Origin of the sequence: Thioalkalivibrio sp. AKL8 (assembly GCF_000380525.1) — a bacterium.
GTDB lineage: Bacteria > Pseudomonadota > Gammaproteobacteria > Ectothiorhodospirales > Ectothiorhodospiraceae > Thioalkalivibrio > Thioalkalivibrio versutus.
Genome location: NZ_AQYF01000003.1, coordinates 25244 through 45894, shown reverse-complemented (window position 1 = coordinate 45894; position 20651 = coordinate 25244). Strand labels below are relative to the sequence as shown.

Below are 20651 nucleotides of genomic sequence, written 5' to 3'. Positions count from 1 at the left end.
ATGCCAGCAGCCAGCAGAGCCTCACCGGTGAACCGCCCTCCAAATAACGCGTGCCACGCACTGGCCCACGATGGCTCCCACCATCAGCCCATGACCAGGTTCACCAGGGGGAACAGTCCGAACCAGAGCACATAGCCCAGGGATGCCGCCATTAATCCATCGATGCGCCCCCTGGGGTCTTCGCGGTGCAGCGCACGCCACAGGAGCCAGACCAGCCAGGCGGCATACGGGACCACCACATACCCGATCCCGGCATAGGCCCCCTGCGCCCATCCCAGCGCATCGAACGACGCGCCGCTGGCGGCCGCCAGGATGGTGAACGACAACGCCACCCAAAGCGCACCGTCGTTCCCCAGGCGCACGGCCAGGGTGCCCTTGCCCACCGCGGCGTCCGCCTCGCGGTCGGGAATCCCGGATAGCGTGATCGACGGCACAATCGCCAGGAACAGCGGCAGGCTCAACAGCCAGGGCAAGGACGCGGTCCAGTCGCCCGCCAGGAACACATAGCCGCACAGCAGCACGCCCAGGCTGTGCGTCAGCGCGACATCGAGCTCGCCCAGCCCCCGATAGCTAAGCTTCAGCGGCGCCGCCGTGTAGCCGATCGCCAGAATCGCGAGGACGGCCATCACCGTCAGGATCGGCCCCGAATCTCCGGGTGCGGTCGCCAGCAACGCCACGAACGCGAGGGCGAAGCCCACCAGCGCGACGGCAATCCCCACGCCCAGCTCGCGCGCGGACAACAGCCCCTCCACCAGCACACGCGACCCACCGGTAAAGGGACCATAGAACCGGTTTTGCCGGTCCGAGCCAAAGTCCACGCGTTCGTTCACCAGCACCGTGGCCACTTCCAGTAGAAACAGGCACAGGTACCCGAGCCAGAACACCGGATGGCCGAACACCCCACCCGCCGGGGCGGCCACCAGCGCCCCCACCGCGTAGGCCACAAAGGTCATCGGATAGAACTGCAAGCGCAACGCCTGGAGCCAGGCACCGGCCTTGTGCGCAAGCCACTCGCCCGCACTTTCGCGCCCCTTGGCCAGACGCAGCCCTTCCTGGCGTGCGTGCTGCAACCAGGCTTTGCGCTGGGCCTCGTCGCTATGGCGCACCGAACCGAACATCAACGAGCGCACCGGCCGGACCCCACAGAACCCCAGCGTGGCCCGCGCCATCGCATTGGCACCTGGCTGGCGATACACCAGCCGGTGGATCAGCGGCGGCGTATCCATCGTCGTGATCAGTTGCGCCGAGCGGCCCTGCAGCAACCCTTCGTACCCGGTACCGCCCTCGCAGGAGCGAAAGGCGAATTCCGGCGTCATGATCCGGTCCAGAAAACCCTTGAGCAGCGCCGGCATGGTGCCCCACCAGGTGGGATAGACAAACACCAGGTGATCGGCCCACGCGACGAGGCCGCGTGCGGCCTCCAGATCCTTTTCGAGTGGCTGCTGATTGGGCGAAGGGGTGTGGACGTGTGGATCAAACTCCAGGCTCGCCAGATTCAGGGACTGCACCTCGGTCCCGGCCGCGCGCGCCCCTTCGCTGTAGGCTTCGGCCAGCGCCCCGCACAGGCTATCGGTGCGCGGGTGGCCGAGGATGACGAGCACCTTCAAGCGGGGTCACTCCGTGCGGTGGTCATACCTTCGTTCTCTAGCCCGCCGCGGTGACAACCACCGACGTCATGGGTACCGCAAGCCAGGCCCTGCCCGCGAATCGGATTCCACCCTGCCGACGACGTATCCCTGCATGACGAAACCCTCCGCACCACGCTACTCATCCATACCCACGACCCTACACATGTCCTCCGTCCGCGCCGACCGACCGTTTTAGGGCCGATCCCGCGGGTCGAGGAATTCGTCCACCACAGCGGCTCCACCCAGAACATAGCCCGCGTCGGAGAGGCTTGCTACCGATCCGTCATACCCGGAAGCGCCGTTCCGTTAGAGAGCTCACAAGATCCGGTCCACCGGGACAGTTCACCGGGCGTACAAGAAGCGGTCGCGGCGACCTGCGTCTGCGGGTGGCTCAGCGACGCGGGTTACGGATTCCGAGCGCAGCGGTATCCCGTTGCGGTTCGGACGGCCGGCGCAGTTCCACGACGATCATGCGGAGCGATATGGCAAACAGAACCGCCCCCAGCACCAGCATGCCGTCGACCAGCCAGCCATTCGCCAGAAACGGAAAGATCGGACCATCAGTACCCCCGAGCTTTTCGGCCAGTCCCAACCCCAGCAGGAGCGACCCCGGCGTTTGCACCAGCGCCGCACGGCGGAAGGGGTGCATCCGCGCAGTCGACCGCTGTGCCGCGGCCATCGTGGACTCCTGGACGGCATCCGGCGCGGGCGTTCTGGCCGCCTTCGGCGGCGGTGAGCCCGGCGCGATGCCCCCCTCAGCAGGACCCTCGCGGACCCCTGCAGGGTGGCGATAGGCAAACACCCACCACATCAACAACGGGCTGCCAAGGAACGCAAACAGCACCAGCCCGAAAGCCCCCGCCCCGGATGTCTCGCCACCGTTCAGCGCATGCGCAAGCAATACCGTGGCAAAGGGCAGCACCAAGGTCGCGAAGGCATACAACACCCGCACCCCAAGCGCGGCGCGCCGCCGCGACAACAGCATCACCAATGCGGCCAGTACCGCGAAACTGTATACAACCAGAAGAATCATGAACGCCTCCCTGCGTCACGTGATTGGAACGGTCCGTCGCTGCGGGGCCTGGCGACCCCGCCTGCCGATCCTACCGTCCTGGACCATCCGTTGCTCGTGCCCCCCCTGCGCCTTGCCAGCCTGACCGCCAGCCTTTGCAGGCGTACTGTCCTGTCTGACCGAGCCGATCAGCCCGCGTCGTCCAGGCCTGGAAACTCGAGTTCGTAGCGCAGCTCTTCCTCTGGCTGCCGGATGAAGTTCCCCTGCACCAGGTCGATCTGGGCCTGCCACAACAAGGCCAGACCATCGGCATCCTCCACATAGCTGGCCATGGTGTAGGCACCGACCTCCTTGGCCTGACCCAGGAGGCCGTTGAGCCGTAACGAAGGCGTGGCGGAGTGATGCAGCCCCACGGTGAGTTCCCGCGCGATCTTGACGTAGTCGGGCCGCATTTCGGCAAGCATCCGGCGCGTATCGGCATCGGTACTGGCGCCAAAGTGTTCCAGGGCGATGCGGATCTCCAAATCCCGAAGCGCATCGCCGAAGGCCGAGAGCTGATCCATCCGGCCCAGCACATCGCCCTCGCGGAGTTGCAGAACCAGGCTTCCCGGCCATACCGGGTGCACGGCAAGTTGCTTGCCCAGCCAGGGCAAAAAGCTCGAATCGCCGAGCGTCCGGCCCTGACCTCCAGGACGCTGCCCGACCCAGCGAGCTCTTCGCGGGGCATAACGCCGAGGGGCCTTGTGGCAGCCTGATTCGGTTATTCCCGAACCGAGCCCCGGGTTAGGATGACGCCTTGCGCATAACGGGAGAGGGATCGTGCTGTTCTGGCTCACGTTGGTGCCGTTCGTGTTGCTGTTCGTGTGGCTGGTGCCGTTGCGGCGGCCGGCCTTTGAAGCGGCGCCCATCGCCTATCTCGCCACCCTGGTGCTGGCCGTTCTGGTCTGGCAGATATCGGGCACGGTGCTGGTAGCGAGTCTGCTGGATGCTGCCATCGTTTTCGTCGAGGTCCTGCTGATCATCCTGATGGCACTGCTGGTGCTGAACGTGATGATCGGGACCGGGCACATGAGCGCGATCCAGTCAGTCATCGCCAGCGTCTCGCGCGACCACCGGGTGCTGGCCATGCTGCTGGGGTGGGGGCTGGTCGGTTTCGTAGAGGGCATCGCCGGCTTCGGCACCCCCGCGGTACTGGCGGCACCGCTGTTGGTGTATTTCGGCATGCGGCCCCTGAAGGCGGTCGCCATCGCCCTGATCGGCAACAGCACCGCCGTCCCCTTCGGTGCGGCCGGAACGCCCGTGATCATCGGCTTCGCCGGCCTCGGCCTGGATGCGGAGACCACCCGCTCGGCCGTGTTGCAGACGGCGGTCATCCACACCGTCCTCGCACCGTTCATTACGCTATTCATGGTCTGGGTGGCGACCCTCGGCGAGGAACGCGGGCGCTTCCGCGAGTTCGTGCCCTTCGCCGTGCTGTCGGCGCTGGCGTTCGGCATCCCCTATCTGCTGGTTGCCTGGCTGGTGGGGCCGGAACTGCCCGCGATCATCGGCGGCGTGGTGGCAATGGCGGTGATTGCCCTGGCGGCCCATCGCGGCTTCCTGCTACCTGGGCACGAACAGCACCCAGAGGTCGAGCGGGCCCCAGTCGGGCGGGTGCTGCTGGCGTTTGTGCCATTCGCGGTGATGGCCGTCGCGCTGATCGCCTCGCGCACCATCATGCCGCTGCGCGAGGCCCTGCAGTCCGTGCGCTGGTCGCCGGGCGAGTTCCACGGCATTGAGCTGGGGCAAAGCCTGGCCCCGCTGTACACACCCTATTTCTACTTTGGGTTGGCCCTGCTCACCGCGCTGATCCTGTTCCGCGTAAGCCGCGCCACGCTGGGTCAGGCGGTGGCCGCCACCTGGGGCAAGCTGCGCGTAGCGGCCATCGTGCTGGCGTTCATCATCGCCCTCACCCAGCTCCTGCTGAGCTCCGGCTCCAACGCCGCCGGCCTGCCGTCGATGCCACAGGTGCTGGGGCAGGGCCTGGCGGAATCACTGGGCGGGACCTTCGTGATGTTCAGCGCCTTCCTCGGCGCGCTGGGCTCGTTCATGACCGGAAGCGCGACCGTCTCCAACCTGCTGTTTGCACAACTCCAGGCAGACACCGCCGATGCCCTGGGCATGGCGCTCCCGACCGTACTCGCCCTGCAACTGATCGGCGCCGGGGTGGGCAACATGATCTCGCTGCACAACATCGCCATGGCGGCCGGAGCCGCCGGTCTGCAGGCGCGCGAGGGTCAGGTGATCCGCGAGACCATCATCCCGGTCATCGTCGTCTGCCTCGGAGCCGGCTTGCTGGCACTCGCCTGGTAGCCAGGGGCGGCGTCGGCCCGCGCTACGGGTTACCGGAAGGCGACACTGGGGCGCCTTTCCGTGGCCTCGGCTACCACCGATAACAACTGGCCTCCTTGCCCATAATTTGCATCCCGATACGCTCCGCCGCGGGGCCACCCGCCACTCCGTAGCAGACATGCAGCGGCAACAAGTGCTCCGCCCGCGGATGGCAGAACCGGGCGCCCGGCGCGGCATCCCAGTGCACGAGCTTGGCCGCCCGTGCATCTTCCGCGTCCGCGCGCCCGCAGCAAACGGCCTCCAACCAGGCCTCGAACGACTGGTTGAGCTGCCGGGCCTCCTGCGTATCGGGCGTGAAAAAGGCGCGCAGGTTGTGGAACGAGAAGCCAGACCCCACCACCCACACACCGGATTCATGCAGCCCTGCCAGAGCCCGTCCAATCTCAATATGCTGCGCCGGGTCCAGCGTCTCCACCAGGGAAAGCTGAACGCATGGGACCTGCGCCTCGGGATACATGATCTTCAGCGGCACGAAGAGCCCGTGATCGAACCCTCGCGCCGGGTCCAGGTGCGCATCGATGCCCGCCTCCTGCAGCCGTCGATGAACCTCGGCGGCCAGTGCCGGCTCGCCCGGGCAGGGATATTCGATGGTGTACGACTCCGGGGGAAACCCGTGGTAGTCGTAGATCAGCCCCGGATTCGCCCCGGACGTGATGGTCGGCACCGACGCCTCCCAGTGCGCACTCACCACCACCAGCGCATCGGGCACCCGCACGCGCCCGGCCAGACCCTCCAGATTCTCCACCATGGCCGTGTGCCCTGGGTCCCCCAGCAGTGGCAGCGGCCCGCCGCCATGGGACAAAAACAACGCCTGCGTCTTGTCCATCCTTCGCTCCCGCCGTTGCATCCCGGTCGTCCGGTCACCCACACAAGCCCGCTACCTACCTGCGCCCGTGTCCATCAACGCTGAGACCTGCACCCCTGGAGCCGACAAGCGCCCGCAGTCACTGCCAGACCAACGACCGCCCTGCACTGATCGTCCGGTTCGGGACTGGGCCCGTCACCCCAACCGTCAGTCTCGTCGTGCAATCCGCTTCCCGCAACTGGCGTGCATCCAGCTTTTCGTGTACACCGGAAACGTGTGTCACCCCCAGCATCCGGAGGCTGCATGTCCAGGAAATGGTTTCTACTAGCCGCTTTGCCATTGGCCGCATTGACGTCGACCCATGCGTGGGCAGACCCGGGCGAGATCCAGCGGATCCTCGAGGCAAAAGAGGCCGCATGGGAGGCCGGCGACGGCGAAGCCTGGGCACGCGATTATCAGGAAGATGCGGGGCTCGTGAACCTGTTCGGGACGCGTTTCAATGATCGCGCGACCAATGCCAAACGGCATACCGAAGTCCTGCAGGGCCCCTTTGCCGGAACGTCGCTCAGCGTGGACGTTCAGGACATCACCATGCTGAGCGATGACACGGCCTTCGCCGAAGCCCTGTTGCGGGTCTCGAACATCGCGTCCATGCCTGCGGGCCTCCCGGACCGGGGGGACGGCGTCCTGCACACACGCATGAGCTTCCTGCTCGAACACGACGGTCATCACGGCTGGCAGATTCGGTTCGGGCAAAACACCGCCGTGCATCGGTAGGCGCGCGGAACCGGCATACTGGCACGGCGGCGAACTAGATCATGGAGACCCTCTGGCTTCGTCTCCACCGGACATGACGCGGTAGCGTTCAGGTGGTGACGCCTGGGTCTCGCGATGTCCGCCCCGCGCCCACTCCGATGGATGCGAGATCACTCCCGCCCGCACCATGTTCCGCCCCGCATCCACCCGTCTGCGCGCCAGCGGTGCCCTCGTCTCCACCGCCATCACGTGACCATCGGTCCTCTCGGAAGATGGCCTTTGCATCCCCTGCGCTGCTGAAAACCGGACTATCCCGGGCCGCGATCCACGGCATGGCATCCGCACTCTCGCCCTGAGATTCAGGGAGATGCCGGTCAGCGACCCTCGAAAACGTCGACTTTTCGACGCCCCCCCCCCGCAGCCAACCCCCGCCAAAAGGTCAACTTTCCGTCAAAACATTGACCTATATCAGATTATCTGGATTTTCTTCTTTTACGATGGAAGCCGCTAGGTACTGGCGGGCCCAAAACCCCGCCCTCCAGCAGGCGGGGCCCCGAATGCCCCGAGACATTTGGTCTTGTTTAAGTGGTTGTTAACTTGAGGAGGTATTGCCATGAACAAGCTGGCCAAAGCTCTTTCTACCGCGGCGCTGATCGGCGCCTTTGCGATCCCGATGCATGCCTCGGCGCAGTGGTGGGGTCCCGGCTATCACGCCCCGAATTATGGCCCCTACTACGGTCCCGGCTACGGGTACGGTCCCGGCTGGGGTCGCGGCGTAGGTGACTGGTTCGGCCTCGGCGACATGTTCGGCGACTTCGACTTCAGCATGCGCGGTCGCGGCCATGGATACGGCAGCGGGCATGGATACGGCGACTACTACGGCCGTCACTACGGGAACTACTACCCGCGTTATGGCTATGCCCCGTATTACCACCCCGCCCCCTACCAGGGTGCAGCCTGGGCTCCGCAACAGATGGCCGCGGATCAGCCTGAAGATCAGGACAACTGATCGCGATCGCGCCTTCCGGCCGATAATCAACCGGCCCGGTCTGCCCATGGCAGGCCGGGCCGGTCACGTTCCTGCACCCCGCATTTCACACCGGATCTCGCCTCCCGGAAAATCATGGGATTCCTCATCTAGCCTGAAATTGACGCTTTATCCTCGTTTCATCGCTGTTTTCGACGTTTCGCGTGTTCAGCCCCCCGTTTTGCGGTCAAACCTGACCTATAGTTCTTTCAAAAACCCCGCCGGGCCGCAGATCCCATGACCGAGACCTCGGACATCCGCAGGAAGAGCTTCGTCGCCCACATGTCGACGGTCTTCATCAACGCCCTCAACGACAACTTCTTCCGGCTGGTGGTCATCTTCATCGCCATCCGCGAGTTCGTCGCCGAGGGCGAAGGCACCTTCTACTACAGCCTGGTCGGTTTCGTGTTCCTGCTTCCGTTCGTGCTGTTCTCGCCATGGGCGGGCTACATCGCCGACCGCTACAGCAAGAAGATCGTGATCGTCTGCACCCGCATGGCCGAGGCCGCGGTGCTGCTGACCGCCGCGCTGATGCTGATCACCGACAACTTCCCCGGCCTGCTGGTGACCACCTTCCTGATGGGCCTGCAGAGCACGTTCTTCAGCCCGGCGAAGTTCGGCATCCTGCCGGAGCTGGTGCGCTACCCGCAGCTATCGCGCGCCAACGGACACATCCAGCTATGGACGTTCCTGGCGATCATCCTCGGCACCGCGCTGGCCGGGTTCGTGATGGAGTTCGCCGGCGAGGCGCTGTGGGTCCCGGCGGCCCTGATCGTGGCGCTGTCCGTCACCGGTCTGGTGACCAGCTTGTTCATCGCCCCGACTTTGGCCACCGACAACCCCGCGCCGTTCCGCCTGAACCCGTTCGCGACCGTCATGCAGTCGGTCACCGAGATCCGGCCACACCGCGTCCTGTTCATGGTAATCCTCGGCATCGCATGGTTCTGGGCTCTGGGCACGCTGTACCAACTCAACGTCCCACTGTTCGCCGAGGTCCATCTGGAGCTGGGCGAGCTCGCGACCGGCATCATCCTGACCACGCTGGCGCTCGGCATCGGAACCGGCAGCATCCTTGCCGGCTACCTGTCGCGTGGCGGCATCGCCATGCACCATGCCCCGGCCGGCATGATCGCGGCGGCCCTGATCAGCGCATTGCTGTACTTCGCCACCGACAGTTACCCCGCGACGCTGGTGCTGATGGCCCTGCTGGGCATTGCCTCCGGTTTCTTCATCGTGCCGATCACCGCCTACCTGCAGGGTCACAGCCCCGCTGACCGGCGCGGCCGCTTCATCGCCGCCAGCAACTTCCTGGCTTTCTCCGCCATGCTGGTGGCACCGGTCCTGTTCTGGCTGCTTACCGGGCCCGCCGGTGCCACGCCCGCACATGTGTTCGTGATCGGTGGACTGGCCTCGCTGCTGGTCGGGCTAACGGCCCTGCGGCTGTACCGCCGCCACCGCGCGGAGGCGGATGCCTGAGCCATCAGCCTGCATCCCGCAGCCGTTCGATCAGGCGCTGGGCGTCGCGGGGCGCGGCGCCCTCGGCATCGTTGTCGAAGTAGACATGCACCTCACGCCCCTGCGCCAGCCACTGCCGCACGCGGTCGGCCCACTGGTCCAGCAGGCGGTCGCTGTAGGCCGAGGCATAGGTGCGGGTATGCCCGTGCAGACGGCAGTAGACCAGCGGGCCCGCTATGGCCTCCCAGCACGGCCAGTCCGGGGCATCGGACTGGCAGATCCCCACTCCGGCCGCGTCCAGCTGCCCCGCCACCGCCACGGTAAACCAGCTGGGATGGCGAAACTCGATCGCATGCCGCACCTCCGGCCAGAAGCCCAGCGCGTTGGTGAACGCCTCCAGACGCTCCTGGTTCACCCCGAAGTTCGGCGGCAATTGCCACACGACCGCCCGCAGCCGGCTCGCCATCGGTTGCATGCGGTCGCGCAGCAGCCGAACCGAGTCCCCGGCGTCCTTCAGTCGGTGGATATGCGTGACGAACCGGCTGCCCTTGATCGCGAAGCCGAAATCCGGCGGCGTCTGCTCCGCCCACCGCTGCACAGTCGTACTCGCGGGCAGGCGGTAAAAGGTGGCATTGATCTCCAGCCCGCTGAAATTCCGCGCACAGTGGGCGAGCCACTCGCGCTGTGGAACCCCGCGGTAGAAGTCGTCCTTCCACGCCCGGTAGTTCCAGCCGGACGTCCCGACATACGCACAGGCCATCGAGACCTCCTTCAGGCTTGCCTGCAACGAGTGTAGCCACAGGCCTGACGCCCTATCCGGAGGGTGCCCCAATCTCGCCTGCACTCATGCAGTGGAGTCGCGTGCGGAAAGCGGGCGGCCCAATGTCCGCCCGTTCCCGGACGGCCCGCGCCCCCCGGTCACGGACGGTGACGACTCGCCCCGGTCGCCACCCCGCCTGCGATCATGTGCGCCACCCGCAGTGGTTCCGGCAACCGGCTATGGACGCGCTGGTCTTCCAGGAGCCTCTGCGCCGCCTCGGGACTCAGCCCGCAGCGCTGCACGTACAACCCCGCCAGCGGTTCCATGACGCCGGCGGCCTCGATCAATCGCCACTTGCGCACGCCCCCTGGAACAGGCCCGAACAGCGCGCGACGAATCGCGGGCAGATCCGGTGCGTGGCGCGCCACCGCGAGGATCGGTAACCCGGTGCGCGCGTGCAGCGCCGGCAGGTCCACCACGTTGAATCCGGCCAGGGTGATCCCCTGCAACAGGATCGCGTGCAGTTGCGGTGCAAACGGACTGTCCAGCACGCATTCGGCCAGACGCGCGGTGGCGTTGGCTCCGTCACGGCGCACCCGCGTCGAGATCACACCGTCCAGCCGCATGCCGGCGAATACCGCACCGACCACCAGCACATCACCCCGATGTGGCCGCGCGAACGGCGCATCATCGAAACCCACCACGTGTGAAAGACGCTCCTGCATCCGCTTCCCGGTCTGCCGCCTCTCGCGCCGCGGCGTTTCACAGTTCCACTGGTGTCCGCCCAGGCCTCGCCAACCCGGAGCGCACCCGGGGCGGGCCCCACCCGCAGCGGCCCCGCCCGCTCCGGCGGCCCATAACGGACTCGCCTCGAAGGGCCACCGGTTGCAGAGGCGCCCGCAATACCCTACATCATGGCAGATACAAGCCCCGTTCCAGAGCAGACCGTGACCGACGAACTGCAACGCATCCGCTTCCTGATCAAGCGTGACGGCGAGGCCGCCACGCGGGAATGGGTCGAGCGCACATTGAACATCTACCGCGAAGCGCTGGCCGGTGCGGGCAATCACCCCCCGGCAGCGCACTACCGCTCGGAGTTCGAGCACTCCATCCGCCGCTTCGAACAGTGGCTGCACGGCAACATGAGGGACGACACGATGACGTTATCCGTCGAGGAGTTCTCCCGGGCGCGGGAGATGGTCAGCGGCCTGCTGGAGGAACTGCATTTGGCGACCTACACGTTCGATGTCGAGCCGCACGACGATGGCTGGGAGATTCGGGTCGAATGCGCCGCCGAGGACGGCTGGATGACCCAAACCTTCGCCGCTAGCCGCGAGGAGCTGCGGCGCGGCGACGACGCCGGTGTGCGTCAGCGGCTGCTTGATGCCTGGGCCGGGCAGCTGGCCGGATGTCGACGCACGCGCTGACTGGACGCCTGACCGTTCCCAAAAGGCACAGACAGCCCTTGAATCCACGCCGGCCCGGGACATTTCGTACTTCTGCGCGATCTCACCCAGTACCTGGACGACTGATCATTGACACCCCACATCTGGCGCCTACCTAGAGCGCACAAAGGGGGCTCGCCATGCGCCCGGACCTGATCACGGTATTTGGCGGTACCGGCTTTCTCGGCAGCGCGATCGTGCACGAGCTGATCGACGCCGGACACCCCGTGCGGATTGCTTCGCGCCGGGCGGCGTTACCCGCCGCGCTGGAACAACATGCCCAGGTGGAGCACTGCAGCGCCGATATCCGTGACGATGCCGCCGTCACCCGGGCCCTGGAGGGGGCCAGCGGCGTGGTGAACGCGGTCAGCCTGTATGTGGAACACCGCGACCTCCGCTTCACCACCATCCACGTGGAAGGCGCTGCGCGCCTCGCCCGATCGGCGCGCGCCGCGGGCCTGGCGCGAGTCGTGCAGATCTCCGGGATCGGGGCCGACAGCCAGTCGCGCTCCGCCTACATACGCGCAAGGGCCGAAGGCGAGTCGGCCGTGATCCGCGCGTTCCCCGACGCCTTGATCGTGCGTCCCAGCGTGCTCTTCGGCCCGCATGATGCCTTCCTGCGCAACCTGGCCGGCCTTGCGCGCCTGCCGGTGATCCCCTTGTTCGGCCGCGGAGAGACCCGCCTGCAGCCGGTGCACGTGGCCGATGTCGCCCGCGCCGTGGCCAGGCTGTTCGCCGCCACCCCGCCCGCACACCCGGTCTTCGAACTCGCTGGCCCCGAAATCATGACGTACCGCCAGATCCTGACTCGGGTACTGGTTCACCTGGAACGCCAGCGCCCGATGGTGCCTGTGCCCTTCGCGCTCTGGCACGCACTGGCCCGGCTCGGCTCGCTGCTGCCGAACGCACCCCTGACCCGGGACCAGATCTTCCTGATGCAGCAGGACAACGTCGCCGACGAAACGGCGGGAAGCTTCGCCGACCTCGGCATCACGCCCCGCAGGCTGGAGGATTCCCTTCCGGACTGCCTCCCGGCGGAATGATTCCCGGATGCGCAGCCGCGCCGTGCGAAACCCAAGAAGCAGGGTGTCCTCTTCCTGCTCTCTTCCCGTCCTTTCCTGGTCGCCCCGGATGCGGCACGCCGGACCGCGGCTATATCCGGCGGCGCACACATCACAAGCCCGCCAAATGTGCACCGCAATTGCACCATCGTTGAAACCGCCCTATGTTCCTGAAGATAACGTCCTGCAATCGTGGTGACCCAATGGCACGAGCGCACACCTTCAACCGAATCACTGTCCGGCCACTCGCGCTGTTAACCGCCCTGTGGCTGCTGGGCGGCGCCGCCGTCGCCGAGGACGCCCCCGGCGCCCAAATTGCGCAGGAAGGCAATGATCGCGGCGCGACCGCCTGCATCCAGTGCCACGGCGAACAGGGCCAGGGCCAGGCACAGCCCCCATTCCCACGCCTGGCGGGGCTCCCGAAGTCCTACTTGGTCGAACAGATGACGGCCTACCGGGAAGGCCAGCGCCCGAATGCCACAATGGCCCAGATCGCCCAGCATCTGGACGATGACGAGATCGAGGCGGTCAGCCGCCACTACGCCGAGATGAAACCGGCGGGCGGGCCGCACCGGGTACCCGAAGACCTGGTAGAAAAAGGGCGCGAGATTGCGCTCGAAGGGCTGCCGGAGCGAAACATCCAGTCCTGCGCCTCCTGCCATGGCGAACAGGGGCGCGAGCGCAACCCCAGCCTGCCACCGCTCGCCGGCCATCCCCCGCGTTATCTCATGGCACAGCTCCAGGCCTATGCCCAGGGGGCCCGCAAGACCGCCCTGGCCGGTTTGATGCAGGGCATCGCCCAGGAGCTGGAGGAAGAAGAGATGGCCGCCGTGTCGGCCTACTTCGCCTCGATTCCCGCCCGCGAGGAATGACCCCTTTGCTGCCGCCCGGACCGGACATCAACGAGCCCCGGGGGCGCAGGGCCGTGGGGGCCCGGCTTCCGTCCATCCCGCCGGCGGGCTCAATCCCTAGATAGCCCCCCGACGCGTAGCGAGCCTCGACCGCAGTGCGGAAATGTCCCGGAGTGGGTATCTTGTTGGCGCGGGACAAGGCAATCCCGCTGTCGGGTCCGGTATCGCGCGGCCCGGATGAGTCAAAACAGGGAGAGAAACATGCCAGGGAAACTGATCGCGGGCGGCCTCGTGGTCGCCGCCGCCGGTGTCGGGTATTACCACTACGAGGTCCGGCAGGTCGAGCAGAAGCTCGACGACATGGTGGAGATGCTCCAGCCGCTCGGCACGCTGCACTACTCCGACGTCGGGTTCGGCCTCGGGGGCGAACTGCACGTCAACGGGCTGCTGTTTGAACCCAACAACACGGCCATCGGCCGCATGCGCGCAGACCGCATCACCCTGGAAGCCGGAAACCTGTGGCGGCTCGCCCGGCTTCGGCACACGCTGGATGCCCGACGCCTGCCGCGGCAGCTCGGGTTTTCCGTGCACGGGCTGACCCTGCCCGCCGGCATCGCCGCAGGCGCGCAGGGCGACACGCCCGCGCTGTGGCTCGACACCGCCGGCTGCGGGGCCTATCAAGCCGCCCCGCCGGACGCCCTGATGGCCGCACTCGGCTATCGCGACATCCCGCTGGACTTCGGCGCCCACTACCACCTCGAAGAGGACCGCAACAGTCTGACCGTGCACAGCACGTTCGGCATGGGCCCACTGGGCCAGGGCTCCTCCACCGGACACTTCGACATCCAGGCCACCTCGAACCGGGTTCGCGATCTCGCTCCGGCGCTAGTGACCGCCTCGCTACAATCCTTGACCGTGGGGTACGCGGACCGGGGGTACTACCCTGCACTGATGGAATTCTGCGCGAACGAGATGGAGATGGCTCTCGAGGACTATACCGAGCACCACAAAGGCGCCTGGGTCGAGGCCTGGCGACCCTTCGGCGTGCAGCCCGGGCCCGGCATGGTCGATGCCTACGGACGCTTTATCGAGGATCCCAAGGACGTTTCGCTGCGCATTGGCCCGATCGACAACCCGGCGCTCCTCTGGGCCAACGCCGACACCCCGACCCACCTGCTACGTCGGGTCGAGTCCAGCCTGACCGTGGCCGGAAAACACTACGGTCGCGTCGATCTGCGCCCCGTCACCCCGGGCCCCGCCAGACCGACGACGACCGAGAATACGAACTTGAACACGGGCCCGGCCGCCTCGGCCACGGCACCCGATTTATCGCCTGTCCCGAACATCGCACTGAATGCCCTGGGCGACCACATCGGCCGCAATATCCGCATCCAGCTCGCCGACGGGCGCACCCGCGATGGCGAACTGCTCGGAATCGAGGAGGAGCACATCCGTGTGCGCCGACGCTTCGGCAGCGGCTACATGGTCGTGCCACTCGCGCTGTCCGACATCGCCGAGGTGCGCCCACTCCGCTGAGGCCAGCGCGCCCCGCCATTGCAGAAAGCTGCTGGAGCACAACATGGCATTGCACCACGCCACACCCGGAGAGATCGTGGACGTCCGCCCCCTGGGGAAAGAACTGCGCGGATCAAAAAGTGCAACGCTGCTGCGTTCGGAACACTTGCAAGTCTTCCGCGTCGTGCTCCCCAAAGGCGAAGAGTTCAGTGATCACGCCGTACCCGGAGAGATCACGGTCCAATGCCTGGAAGGCTCGGTCGATTTCCGCATCGGGGAAGACAAGGTCCAGCGGCTCACCGCCGGCGCCCTGATCTACCTGAATGGGGGTCAGCCCCATGCCCTCAAGGCGCTGGAAGACACGTCAGTCCTGGTGACCATCTACCACCCGCGATAGCCTGATCAACCGATATTTGGCGTGATTCCACGCCACCATCCCGTACTGCACCGGGCCGGTTCCAGGCCCAGGCGCCACTCAGCGCTTGCTTGAGACGGAACCGACTGCCTCTGCGCGCTCGAGTAGACCGCCCCCCGAGTCCCATCCTCGCGCAGGCGAGATGACCGGGGCTGACCTTGCCCTTTGCCCATCCGCCGCCAACCCGCCGACTACTAAATCCGCAGGTAGAATTCTTAGCCCTGCCGGCAGCGACTTCACAGGGTGTTCCGGTACATCCGCCCGCCCTTCATGATCAACCGCAACGAGTTCTCCGGCTCCGCCAGGAAGGACAGATCCCGCTCCGGCTCCCCGTCGACCACCAGCAGGTCTGCCAGGCCGCCGGGCTGAACAACCCCCAGACCGCTGCCGTAGGGCGCGCGCGGCCCGGATAACGCCAGGCAGCGGCCGTTGTCCCCCGTAGCCATGCGCAGTACCTCGAGGGGTTCGCAGAAGCGGGTCATCTTGGCCAGCTGACGCCCCTGGGTATGGGTCTTGTCGGGGGCAAACAGGATGTCCGTGCCCCAGGCGGTCTGTACCTCATGCTCGCGTGCCCACGCGTAGGCCTGTTCCGTACCCCTGGCCACCCGCGTCTGCTTCGCCACCTGTTCCGGATCCCGGTAAACGTTGGAGTCCTCGTCCTGGAGAAATGGCTGCAGGCTCCACCAGACGCCCTCGCCCGCCATCATGCGGACCGCCTCCTCGTCTGCCAGCTGGCCGTGTTCGATGCAGCCGACACCCGCGCGGATGGCGCGCTTGATCCCTGCGGGCACGTAAACGTGCACCGTGGCATAGGTGCCCCAGTCCCTGGCGGCCTCGACACCCGCGCGCAACTCCCGCTCGGTGTACTGCACGCTATCCAGGGGATCGTAGAGGGAGGCCACACCGCCACCAGCCATTAGCTTGATCTGGCTTGCGCCCAGCATGAGCTGTTCCCGCGCGCGACGGAGCACCTCGTCGGCGCCATCGGCGATCACCGACACCCCGGAAAGCTCCGTCTGGGTGGGGCCAGACAGGGCCGTGCGCGGTACTTCATGGCGCATGCGGAAATCACCGTGCCCCGAGGTCTGGCTGATCATCGCGCCGGAGGGGAAGATGCGCGGCCCCGGGGTAACGCCTTCGTCAATGGCGCGCTTGAGAGCGAAGGCGGGGCCGCCCACGTCGCGCACCGTGGTGAAACCACGCATCAGTGTCGCCCGCGCCTCGCGCGCCGCCTGCAGGTGAATGTAGGCCGGATCCGCCGTCAGGGCGGTGCGCATGTCCACCCCCGCCAGGGTGGTATGCCAGTGGGCATCGATGAGTCCGGGCATCACCACCCGTCCTCCGCAATCCACACGCAGCACACCCTCGGGCGCTGCGTCCGGCGTGATCAGATCGACGATCCGCTCACCCTGGATCAAAACCGCCACGCCTTCCCTCAGATGGAGGGACTGGCCATCGAACAGCCGCAGATTCACCAGTAGCAGGGGGCGATCCGGCAGGCCCGGCCGCTCATCCGGCCCGGCCGCTACTCGGAACCCGGCGAACATGCCCACCAGCGCCGCCATGCCTCCCAGCATACGCCGGCGGCTGATGTCCGCCTCGATACGCTGCATGGCGCGCATGGTCTCCGGCCGGCCGCACAGGCACGACATGCCCCCGGGGTGTTCGGTGCCGCAGCAGGGGTGGGAGTGGACAGGCTCGTGCATCACTGGGCTCCCTGGGCAAGGCCGCTGACCAGTAAACACCGGGAGACGTCCGCGCCGCCCGATCCCTAGTTCAGATTAGCAGGGATGAGTGCATCTTGACCCTCATTCTCATCCCTTTGTCTCTTTCGAAACATTTTCGGAAGTTGAGCCGTGACGGCGATATCGGACCCCACGAATCCAGCTCTCCGGAGCAGGTTCAAGCGCTAATCAGCGCGAGGTTGGGGCGGAACCGATTGCTTCTGCGAGCTGGAATAGACGCTCAGGGCGGTCACGGTCAGCAGGATCAGTCCCATGCCAAAGACCTGGAGTGCGCCCAGGGTCTCGCTCAGGAACACCACGCCGAACAGCGACGCAGTCACCGGCTCGACCATCGCCACGATGGACGCGACAGCGGGCGCCGTGTGGTTCAGGCCGATGATGTAGAAAATGAACGACAATCCGGCGCCCAGCACGCCCAGTATCACGAACAACGGCCAGCTCGGCGTGCTCAGCACAGCCACGGTCTGGTCGGGATCGCCCAGCCCGAACAGGATGACGACCAGGACCGCGAACGCGATCACCAGAATCGCCTGCGGGCTGCCGTGGGGTGCCGCGAACTTGAAGCCGAAGATGAAGACCGCGTAGGACAGCCCGGAAGCCAGACCGGCCCCGGCGGCGATCGGCGTCACGTCACCGGCACCGATATCGTAAATACCCGTCAGCAGCACCACACCCAGCATGACCATCGCGATCGCGACCCACTTGAACAGGGTGGGTTTTTCGAGCCCGAGTGCAAAAGAGACGAGATAAACGAATACCGGCGCGCAGTACATCAGTGTCGCAGCCACCGCGACACTGCCCTCGGCGATGCTCAGGAAGTAGAAGGTGAAGTTGCCCGCGACCCCCAGGCCGGCGATCGCCGACCAGAACCACATGCGGCCACTGGCCAATCCGCTGCCATGCGGGCGAATCGCAAGCCAGGCGAGCACGAACAGCAGCCCGATCGCGCCCCGGTAGAACGACACCACCACCGGATCCCAACCCTGGCCCGTGAGAATGCCCCCAATCCCGCCGGACAGCCCCCAGGAAAACGCCGCCAGGGCGACGAACAGCGTGCTCAGACCCACCACTTTTTCGGATGAAAGCGACCTCAGCGGGTTCGGTGCGCCCTGTGCCATTCAGCCAGTCCCTATCGTGGGTCGTGAGTGAGTCCCGACCCGTCGATCTGCTGGTCGGCGACATGTTTCGCGTTGACCCCGCGATGGGTCAGCGAAACGCCGCACAATATAACAGCGCCACACGTCGTGATGTTGTGAGACATCAACGAGCGCGGGACATTGGAGAAGCCCTTGCCGCTTGGGTGGAGGCGCGGCGCGGAAGGACGGCCTGAGCCCTTGCCGCCCTCGCGGCTCCCGGGCAAATCAGTCGTGGACGATGATGCGCGCGCCGGCGGGGTCGATATCGACGCGGGAACTCGAATACTCGCAGGCGTCCGCGATTTCCTTCAGCTCTGGCATATTGTTGAGCTCCGCCAGTTTCCGCAACAGGCCGCCTTCGCAGTCGCATTGCATCCCTCTGTCGGGATCGGCTGTGCACTTGAACTCACCCCCATCCACCGACCAGTCCATGCCCGATGGCATCTGCAGGATGACGGGCTCCTCGCGCATTACCTGCACCTTCACCCGATCCGTGTTCTCGCCACGCTCCCAATCCACGGTCGGCAAATTGTCTCTGGCCATCATGTCACTCCTTCCATCCGAATATCCCGCGTAGTGTCACGCGATCCATGCCCAGCGTACGAGGCGCCTTCCGGCCCTTGCTTTGATGCCAGGCCCCTTCCACTTTCCGCCAAAATGGGCTGATGTCAGGATGCAGTCCGTACGGTGTCAAACATAACGAAGATCGTTGGTGTCCTTTGTTGCTCGCACATCCATTGCGCCACTCAAGCCGACGGGGGGCCCATTTGTGCGGGAAATCGCCGCAGCTGCTCCCTTGGCGATGCCGGCCTGCTACATCCGAAGGTAGACCCCATAGCGCGGGCTCGCTGGCACTCAGGCCGACACTCCTGTACACAGGGGGCGCCTGTCACAAACACCATCCGGAGCTTGCATGTCCAGGAAACCGTTCCTACTGATCGCCTTGCCCCTGGCCGCACTCATGGCGGCCCCTGCTTGGGCCGACGACGGCGAGATCCAGCGCATCCTGGAGGCCAAGGGGGCCGCATGGGAAGCCGGCGATGGCGAGGCCTGGGCACGCGACTATGCGGAGAACGCCGGGGTGATCAATCTCGTCGGCACGCGCCTCGAGGACCGTTCGAGCAATGCACAACGGCATACGGACTTGCTGCAGGGCCCCTTTGCCGGAACCTCGCTAAGCGTCGACGTACAGGACATCATCCTGCTCGGCGACGACACCGCCTTCGCGGAGGTCATGTTTCGGGTTTCGGGCATTGAATCCATGCCGGACGGCCTGCCGGACCGCGGCGACGGCGAGCTGCACACGCGTATGAGCTTCCTGTTCGAACGCCACGATCACCACGGCTGGCAGATCCAGTTCGGACAGAACACCGCCGTGCACCCATAACAGACGGCGGCGGCGACGGGGTCGGACCACGATAACCTACTGACTTAATGTAGTTATATCGCGCCAAACCCCCTTTCTAGACGCTTATCCGCCCTGTTTGGTGGTCAAGACCGTGTATCCACCCGATAACCTGCGCCGGTTTAGGACTGGCCACCCATCCCGCGATCCACGACGTCACCCGCCATCTCGCCCTCCCCACATGGCGTACCAGCAGGTGCACGCGCAGCGAGGTGACCATGGCGTTCAGCACACACAAACCGTAGTGCTGCCGCGCGTCATACAGCCAGTACCGCCCGAGCCTGCGGTCACGGGCAAACTTCAGCAGGAACTCCTGCTTGAGACAGCGATGGACCACATGCCAGATTGGCCCAGCCAGTGATGGGCTTCCCTCCCTGAAATAGCCATTTGACGGTCGAAATGGCGGCTTCAAGCCCGAATTCGTGCCCTAGGCCAGATATGTTCACCGCCTTTTCCAACCCTTACCCTGGTCCGCCCCCCCGATGCGCAGCCACTCTCGACGATTCAGCCCTTCAGGGTCGCGATGGCCTGCACCGTGTTCTCCTTCACCGGGCGCGGCCGCTCCGGCTTGAAGTTCCGGATGTACTCGACCGCCTCGGGGCCGGTGAGCACGGGTACCGACAGGTCGGACGAACGCCCCAGCGAGACATCCGGGTGGGTGAACAGCACGATCGGCTGGATCCAGCGCTTCGCCTTGCGGCTCTTCAGGTATTCACTCAGCAACCACACCTGCTTCTTCACCTGCCTGATGGGATTGCGCATCTCCTTGCCATAGCGGTTTCCGCGACGCCCCGTCTTGCTCACGGTCCATTGCGGCCGGCTCTCGTCACAGTCGATCGCCCCGTTGTTGTGCTTCACCTCGATCACGAACACCGCCTCCGGTCCGGTCACCACCAAGTCGGTCTCCACCATCCCGGTGCGGGACTGTTCGCTGGGCAGATCCACCTGATTGAAGATCGCGAATGAATCCGGGAGCTTCGAAAGCCAGTCCAGGGCCGCATCCTCGCCGCGCGCCCCCGCCTCGATCACCGCGCTGCCACCGATGCTTCCATACAGGGCCGCCACGCCCGCAAGCGCTACGAGCCCTACGAGCGGATGAATGAAGAAGGCCGCAACCGCGACCGGAAGGCCCAGGATCAGGACCAGATTCCGCCCCTTCGCCTGAATCGCCTTCGACTCCTCAGTCAATCGATTCGCGGTCACATACCGAGTATTCGCCATGGCCCCTTCCTTTTCATTTCCGG

Annotated in this window: 19 protein-coding genes and 2 pseudogenes; 10 read left to right on the top strand and 11 right to left on the bottom strand. The window is 65.8% G+C overall.

What is annotated here, in order from left to right:
• Positions 1–83 precede the first annotated feature (83 nt).
• The 3 genes and pseudogenes from G335_RS0101495 to G335_RS14395 form a co-directional block, all read right to left on the bottom strand.
• Positions 84–1607 carry an NAD(P)H-dependent oxidoreductase gene (locus G335_RS0101495; protein WP_018175707.1) on the bottom strand — a complete coding sequence of 508 codons (1524 nt, stop codon included), beginning with the start codon at positions 1605–1607 and terminating at the stop codon, positions 84–86.
• Positions 1608–2019: 412 nt separating this feature from the next.
• Positions 2020–2661 (bottom strand): hypothetical protein, encoded by a 642-nt coding sequence (locus tag G335_RS0101490; protein ID WP_018175706.1) that lies wholly within the window; start codon positions 2659–2661, stop codon positions 2020–2022.
• Between the two features lie 167 nt (positions 2662–2828).
• Positions 2829–3314 (bottom strand): annotated as a pseudogene (locus tag G335_RS14395) (EAL domain-containing protein); the annotation flags it as partial.
• Between the two features lie 145 nt (positions 3315–3459).
• Between G335_RS14395 and G335_RS0101480 the strand changes: the two are divergent.
• Complete coding sequence (locus G335_RS0101480; RefSeq protein WP_018175704.1) at positions 3460–4992, top strand: L-lactate permease; 1533 nt, start codon at positions 3460–3462, stop codon at positions 4990–4992.
• A gap of 70 nt (positions 4993–5062) precedes the next feature.
• Here G335_RS0101480 and G335_RS0101475 read toward each other — a convergent pair whose 3' ends face one another.
• Entirely contained in the window at positions 5063–5857 is a 795-nt protein-coding gene (locus tag G335_RS0101475; protein ID WP_018175703.1) for a class III extradiol ring-cleavage dioxygenase, read from the bottom strand.
• A 282-nt stretch (positions 5858–6139) separates the two neighbouring features.
• Here G335_RS0101475 and G335_RS0101470 point away from each other — a divergent pair, with 282 nt between their 5' ends.
• The 3 genes from G335_RS0101470 (at position 6140) to G335_RS0101460 (ending at position 9095) form a co-directional block, all read left to right on the top strand.
• On the top strand, positions 6140–6613 hold the full coding sequence (locus G335_RS0101470) for an SgcJ/EcaC family oxidoreductase (protein ID WP_026304744.1): 474 nt from the start codon (positions 6140–6142) through the stop codon (positions 6611–6613).
• Positions 6614–7205: 592 nt separating this feature from the next.
• Positions 7206–7601 (top strand): sulfur globule family protein, encoded by a 396-nt coding sequence (locus G335_RS0101465; protein WP_018175701.1) that lies wholly within the window; start codon positions 7206–7208, stop codon positions 7599–7601.
• Between the two features lie 255 nt (positions 7602–7856).
• Entirely contained in the window at positions 7857–9095 is a 1239-nt protein-coding gene (locus G335_RS0101460; RefSeq protein WP_026304743.1) for an MFS transporter, read from the top strand.
• 4 nt (positions 9096–9099) lie between these two features.
• On the opposite strand, the gene G335_RS0101455 is transcribed toward G335_RS0101460, so the two are convergent.
• Both G335_RS0101455 and G335_RS0101450 read right to left on the bottom strand, forming a co-directional pair.
• Positions 9100–9834 carry a DUF72 domain-containing protein gene (locus G335_RS0101455; protein ID WP_018175698.1) on the bottom strand — a complete coding sequence of 245 codons (735 nt, stop codon included), beginning with the start codon at positions 9832–9834 and terminating at the stop codon, positions 9100–9102.
• A gap of 158 nt (positions 9835–9992) precedes the next feature.
• A complete protein-coding gene (locus G335_RS0101450; RefSeq protein ID WP_018175697.1) occupies positions 9993–10559 on the bottom strand; it encodes a DUF99 family protein in 567 nt (188 codons plus the stop codon).
• Between the two features lie 222 nt (positions 10560–10781).
• Between G335_RS0101450 and G335_RS0101445 the strand changes: the two genes are divergently transcribed.
• The 5 genes from G335_RS0101445 (at position 10782) to G335_RS0101425 (ending at position 15103) form a co-directional block, all read left to right on the top strand.
• Positions 10782–11261 carry a hypothetical protein gene (locus tag G335_RS0101445; RefSeq protein ID WP_018144261.1) on the top strand — a complete coding sequence of 160 codons (480 nt, stop codon included), beginning with the start codon at positions 10782–10784 and terminating at the stop codon, positions 11259–11261.
• A gap of 158 nt (positions 11262–11419) precedes the next feature.
• Positions 11420–12322 (top strand): complex I NDUFA9 subunit family protein, encoded by a 903-nt coding sequence (locus G335_RS0101440; RefSeq protein ID WP_018175696.1) that lies wholly within the window; start codon positions 11420–11422, stop codon positions 12320–12322.
• 221 nt (positions 12323–12543) lie between these two features.
• Positions 12544–13212, top strand: coding sequence for a cytochrome c (locus tag G335_RS0101435; RefSeq protein WP_018938155.1), 669 nt, complete (start codon positions 12544–12546; stop codon positions 13210–13212).
• 240 nt (positions 13213–13452) lie between these two features.
• Positions 13453–14727 (top strand): hypothetical protein, encoded by a 1275-nt coding sequence (locus G335_RS0101430; protein WP_018175693.1) that lies wholly within the window; start codon positions 13453–13455, stop codon positions 14725–14727.
• Between the two features lie 43 nt (positions 14728–14770).
• Positions 14771–15103, top strand: a complete 333-nt coding sequence (locus G335_RS0101425) for a cupin domain-containing protein (RefSeq protein WP_018175692.1) — start codon at positions 14771–14773, stop codon at positions 15101–15103.
• A 254-nt stretch (positions 15104–15357) separates the two neighbouring features.
• Here G335_RS0101425 and G335_RS0101420 read toward each other — a convergent pair whose 3' ends face one another.
• The 3 genes from G335_RS0101420 to G335_RS0101410 form a co-directional block, all read right to left on the bottom strand.
• A complete protein-coding gene (locus G335_RS0101420; protein ID WP_026304742.1) occupies positions 15358–16827 on the bottom strand; it encodes an amidohydrolase family protein in 1470 nt (489 codons plus the stop codon).
• Between the two features lie 203 nt (positions 16828–17030).
• Complete coding sequence (locus G335_RS0101415) at positions 17031–17984, bottom strand: DMT family transporter (RefSeq protein ID WP_051074756.1); 954 nt, start codon at positions 17982–17984, stop codon at positions 17031–17033.
• Positions 17985–18227: 243 nt separating this feature from the next.
• The gene (locus tag G335_RS0101410) at positions 18228–18548 is read right to left on the bottom strand and encodes a hypothetical protein (RefSeq protein WP_018170136.1); all 321 of its coding nucleotides are present in this window, start codon (positions 18546–18548) and stop codon (positions 18228–18230) included.
• A gap of 367 nt (positions 18549–18915) precedes the next feature.
• Between G335_RS0101410 and G335_RS0101405 the strand changes: the two genes are divergently transcribed.
• Complete coding sequence (locus tag G335_RS0101405) at positions 18916–19389, top strand: SgcJ/EcaC family oxidoreductase (protein WP_018170137.1); 474 nt, start codon at positions 18916–18918, stop codon at positions 19387–19389.
• Positions 19390–19540: 151 nt separating this feature from the next.
• Here the strand turns inward: G335_RS0101405 and G335_RS14445 are convergent.
• Together G335_RS14445 and G335_RS0101395 are read right to left on the bottom strand one after the other, a co-directional pair.
• Positions 19541–19765, bottom strand: a pseudogene (locus G335_RS14445) (hypothetical protein); the annotation flags it as partial.
• A gap of 146 nt (positions 19766–19911) precedes the next feature.
• A complete protein-coding gene (locus G335_RS0101395; RefSeq protein ID WP_018175689.1) occupies positions 19912–20628 on the bottom strand; it encodes a nuclease-related domain-containing protein in 717 nt (238 codons plus the stop codon).
• Between the last annotated feature and the right edge of the window lie 23 nt (positions 20629–20651).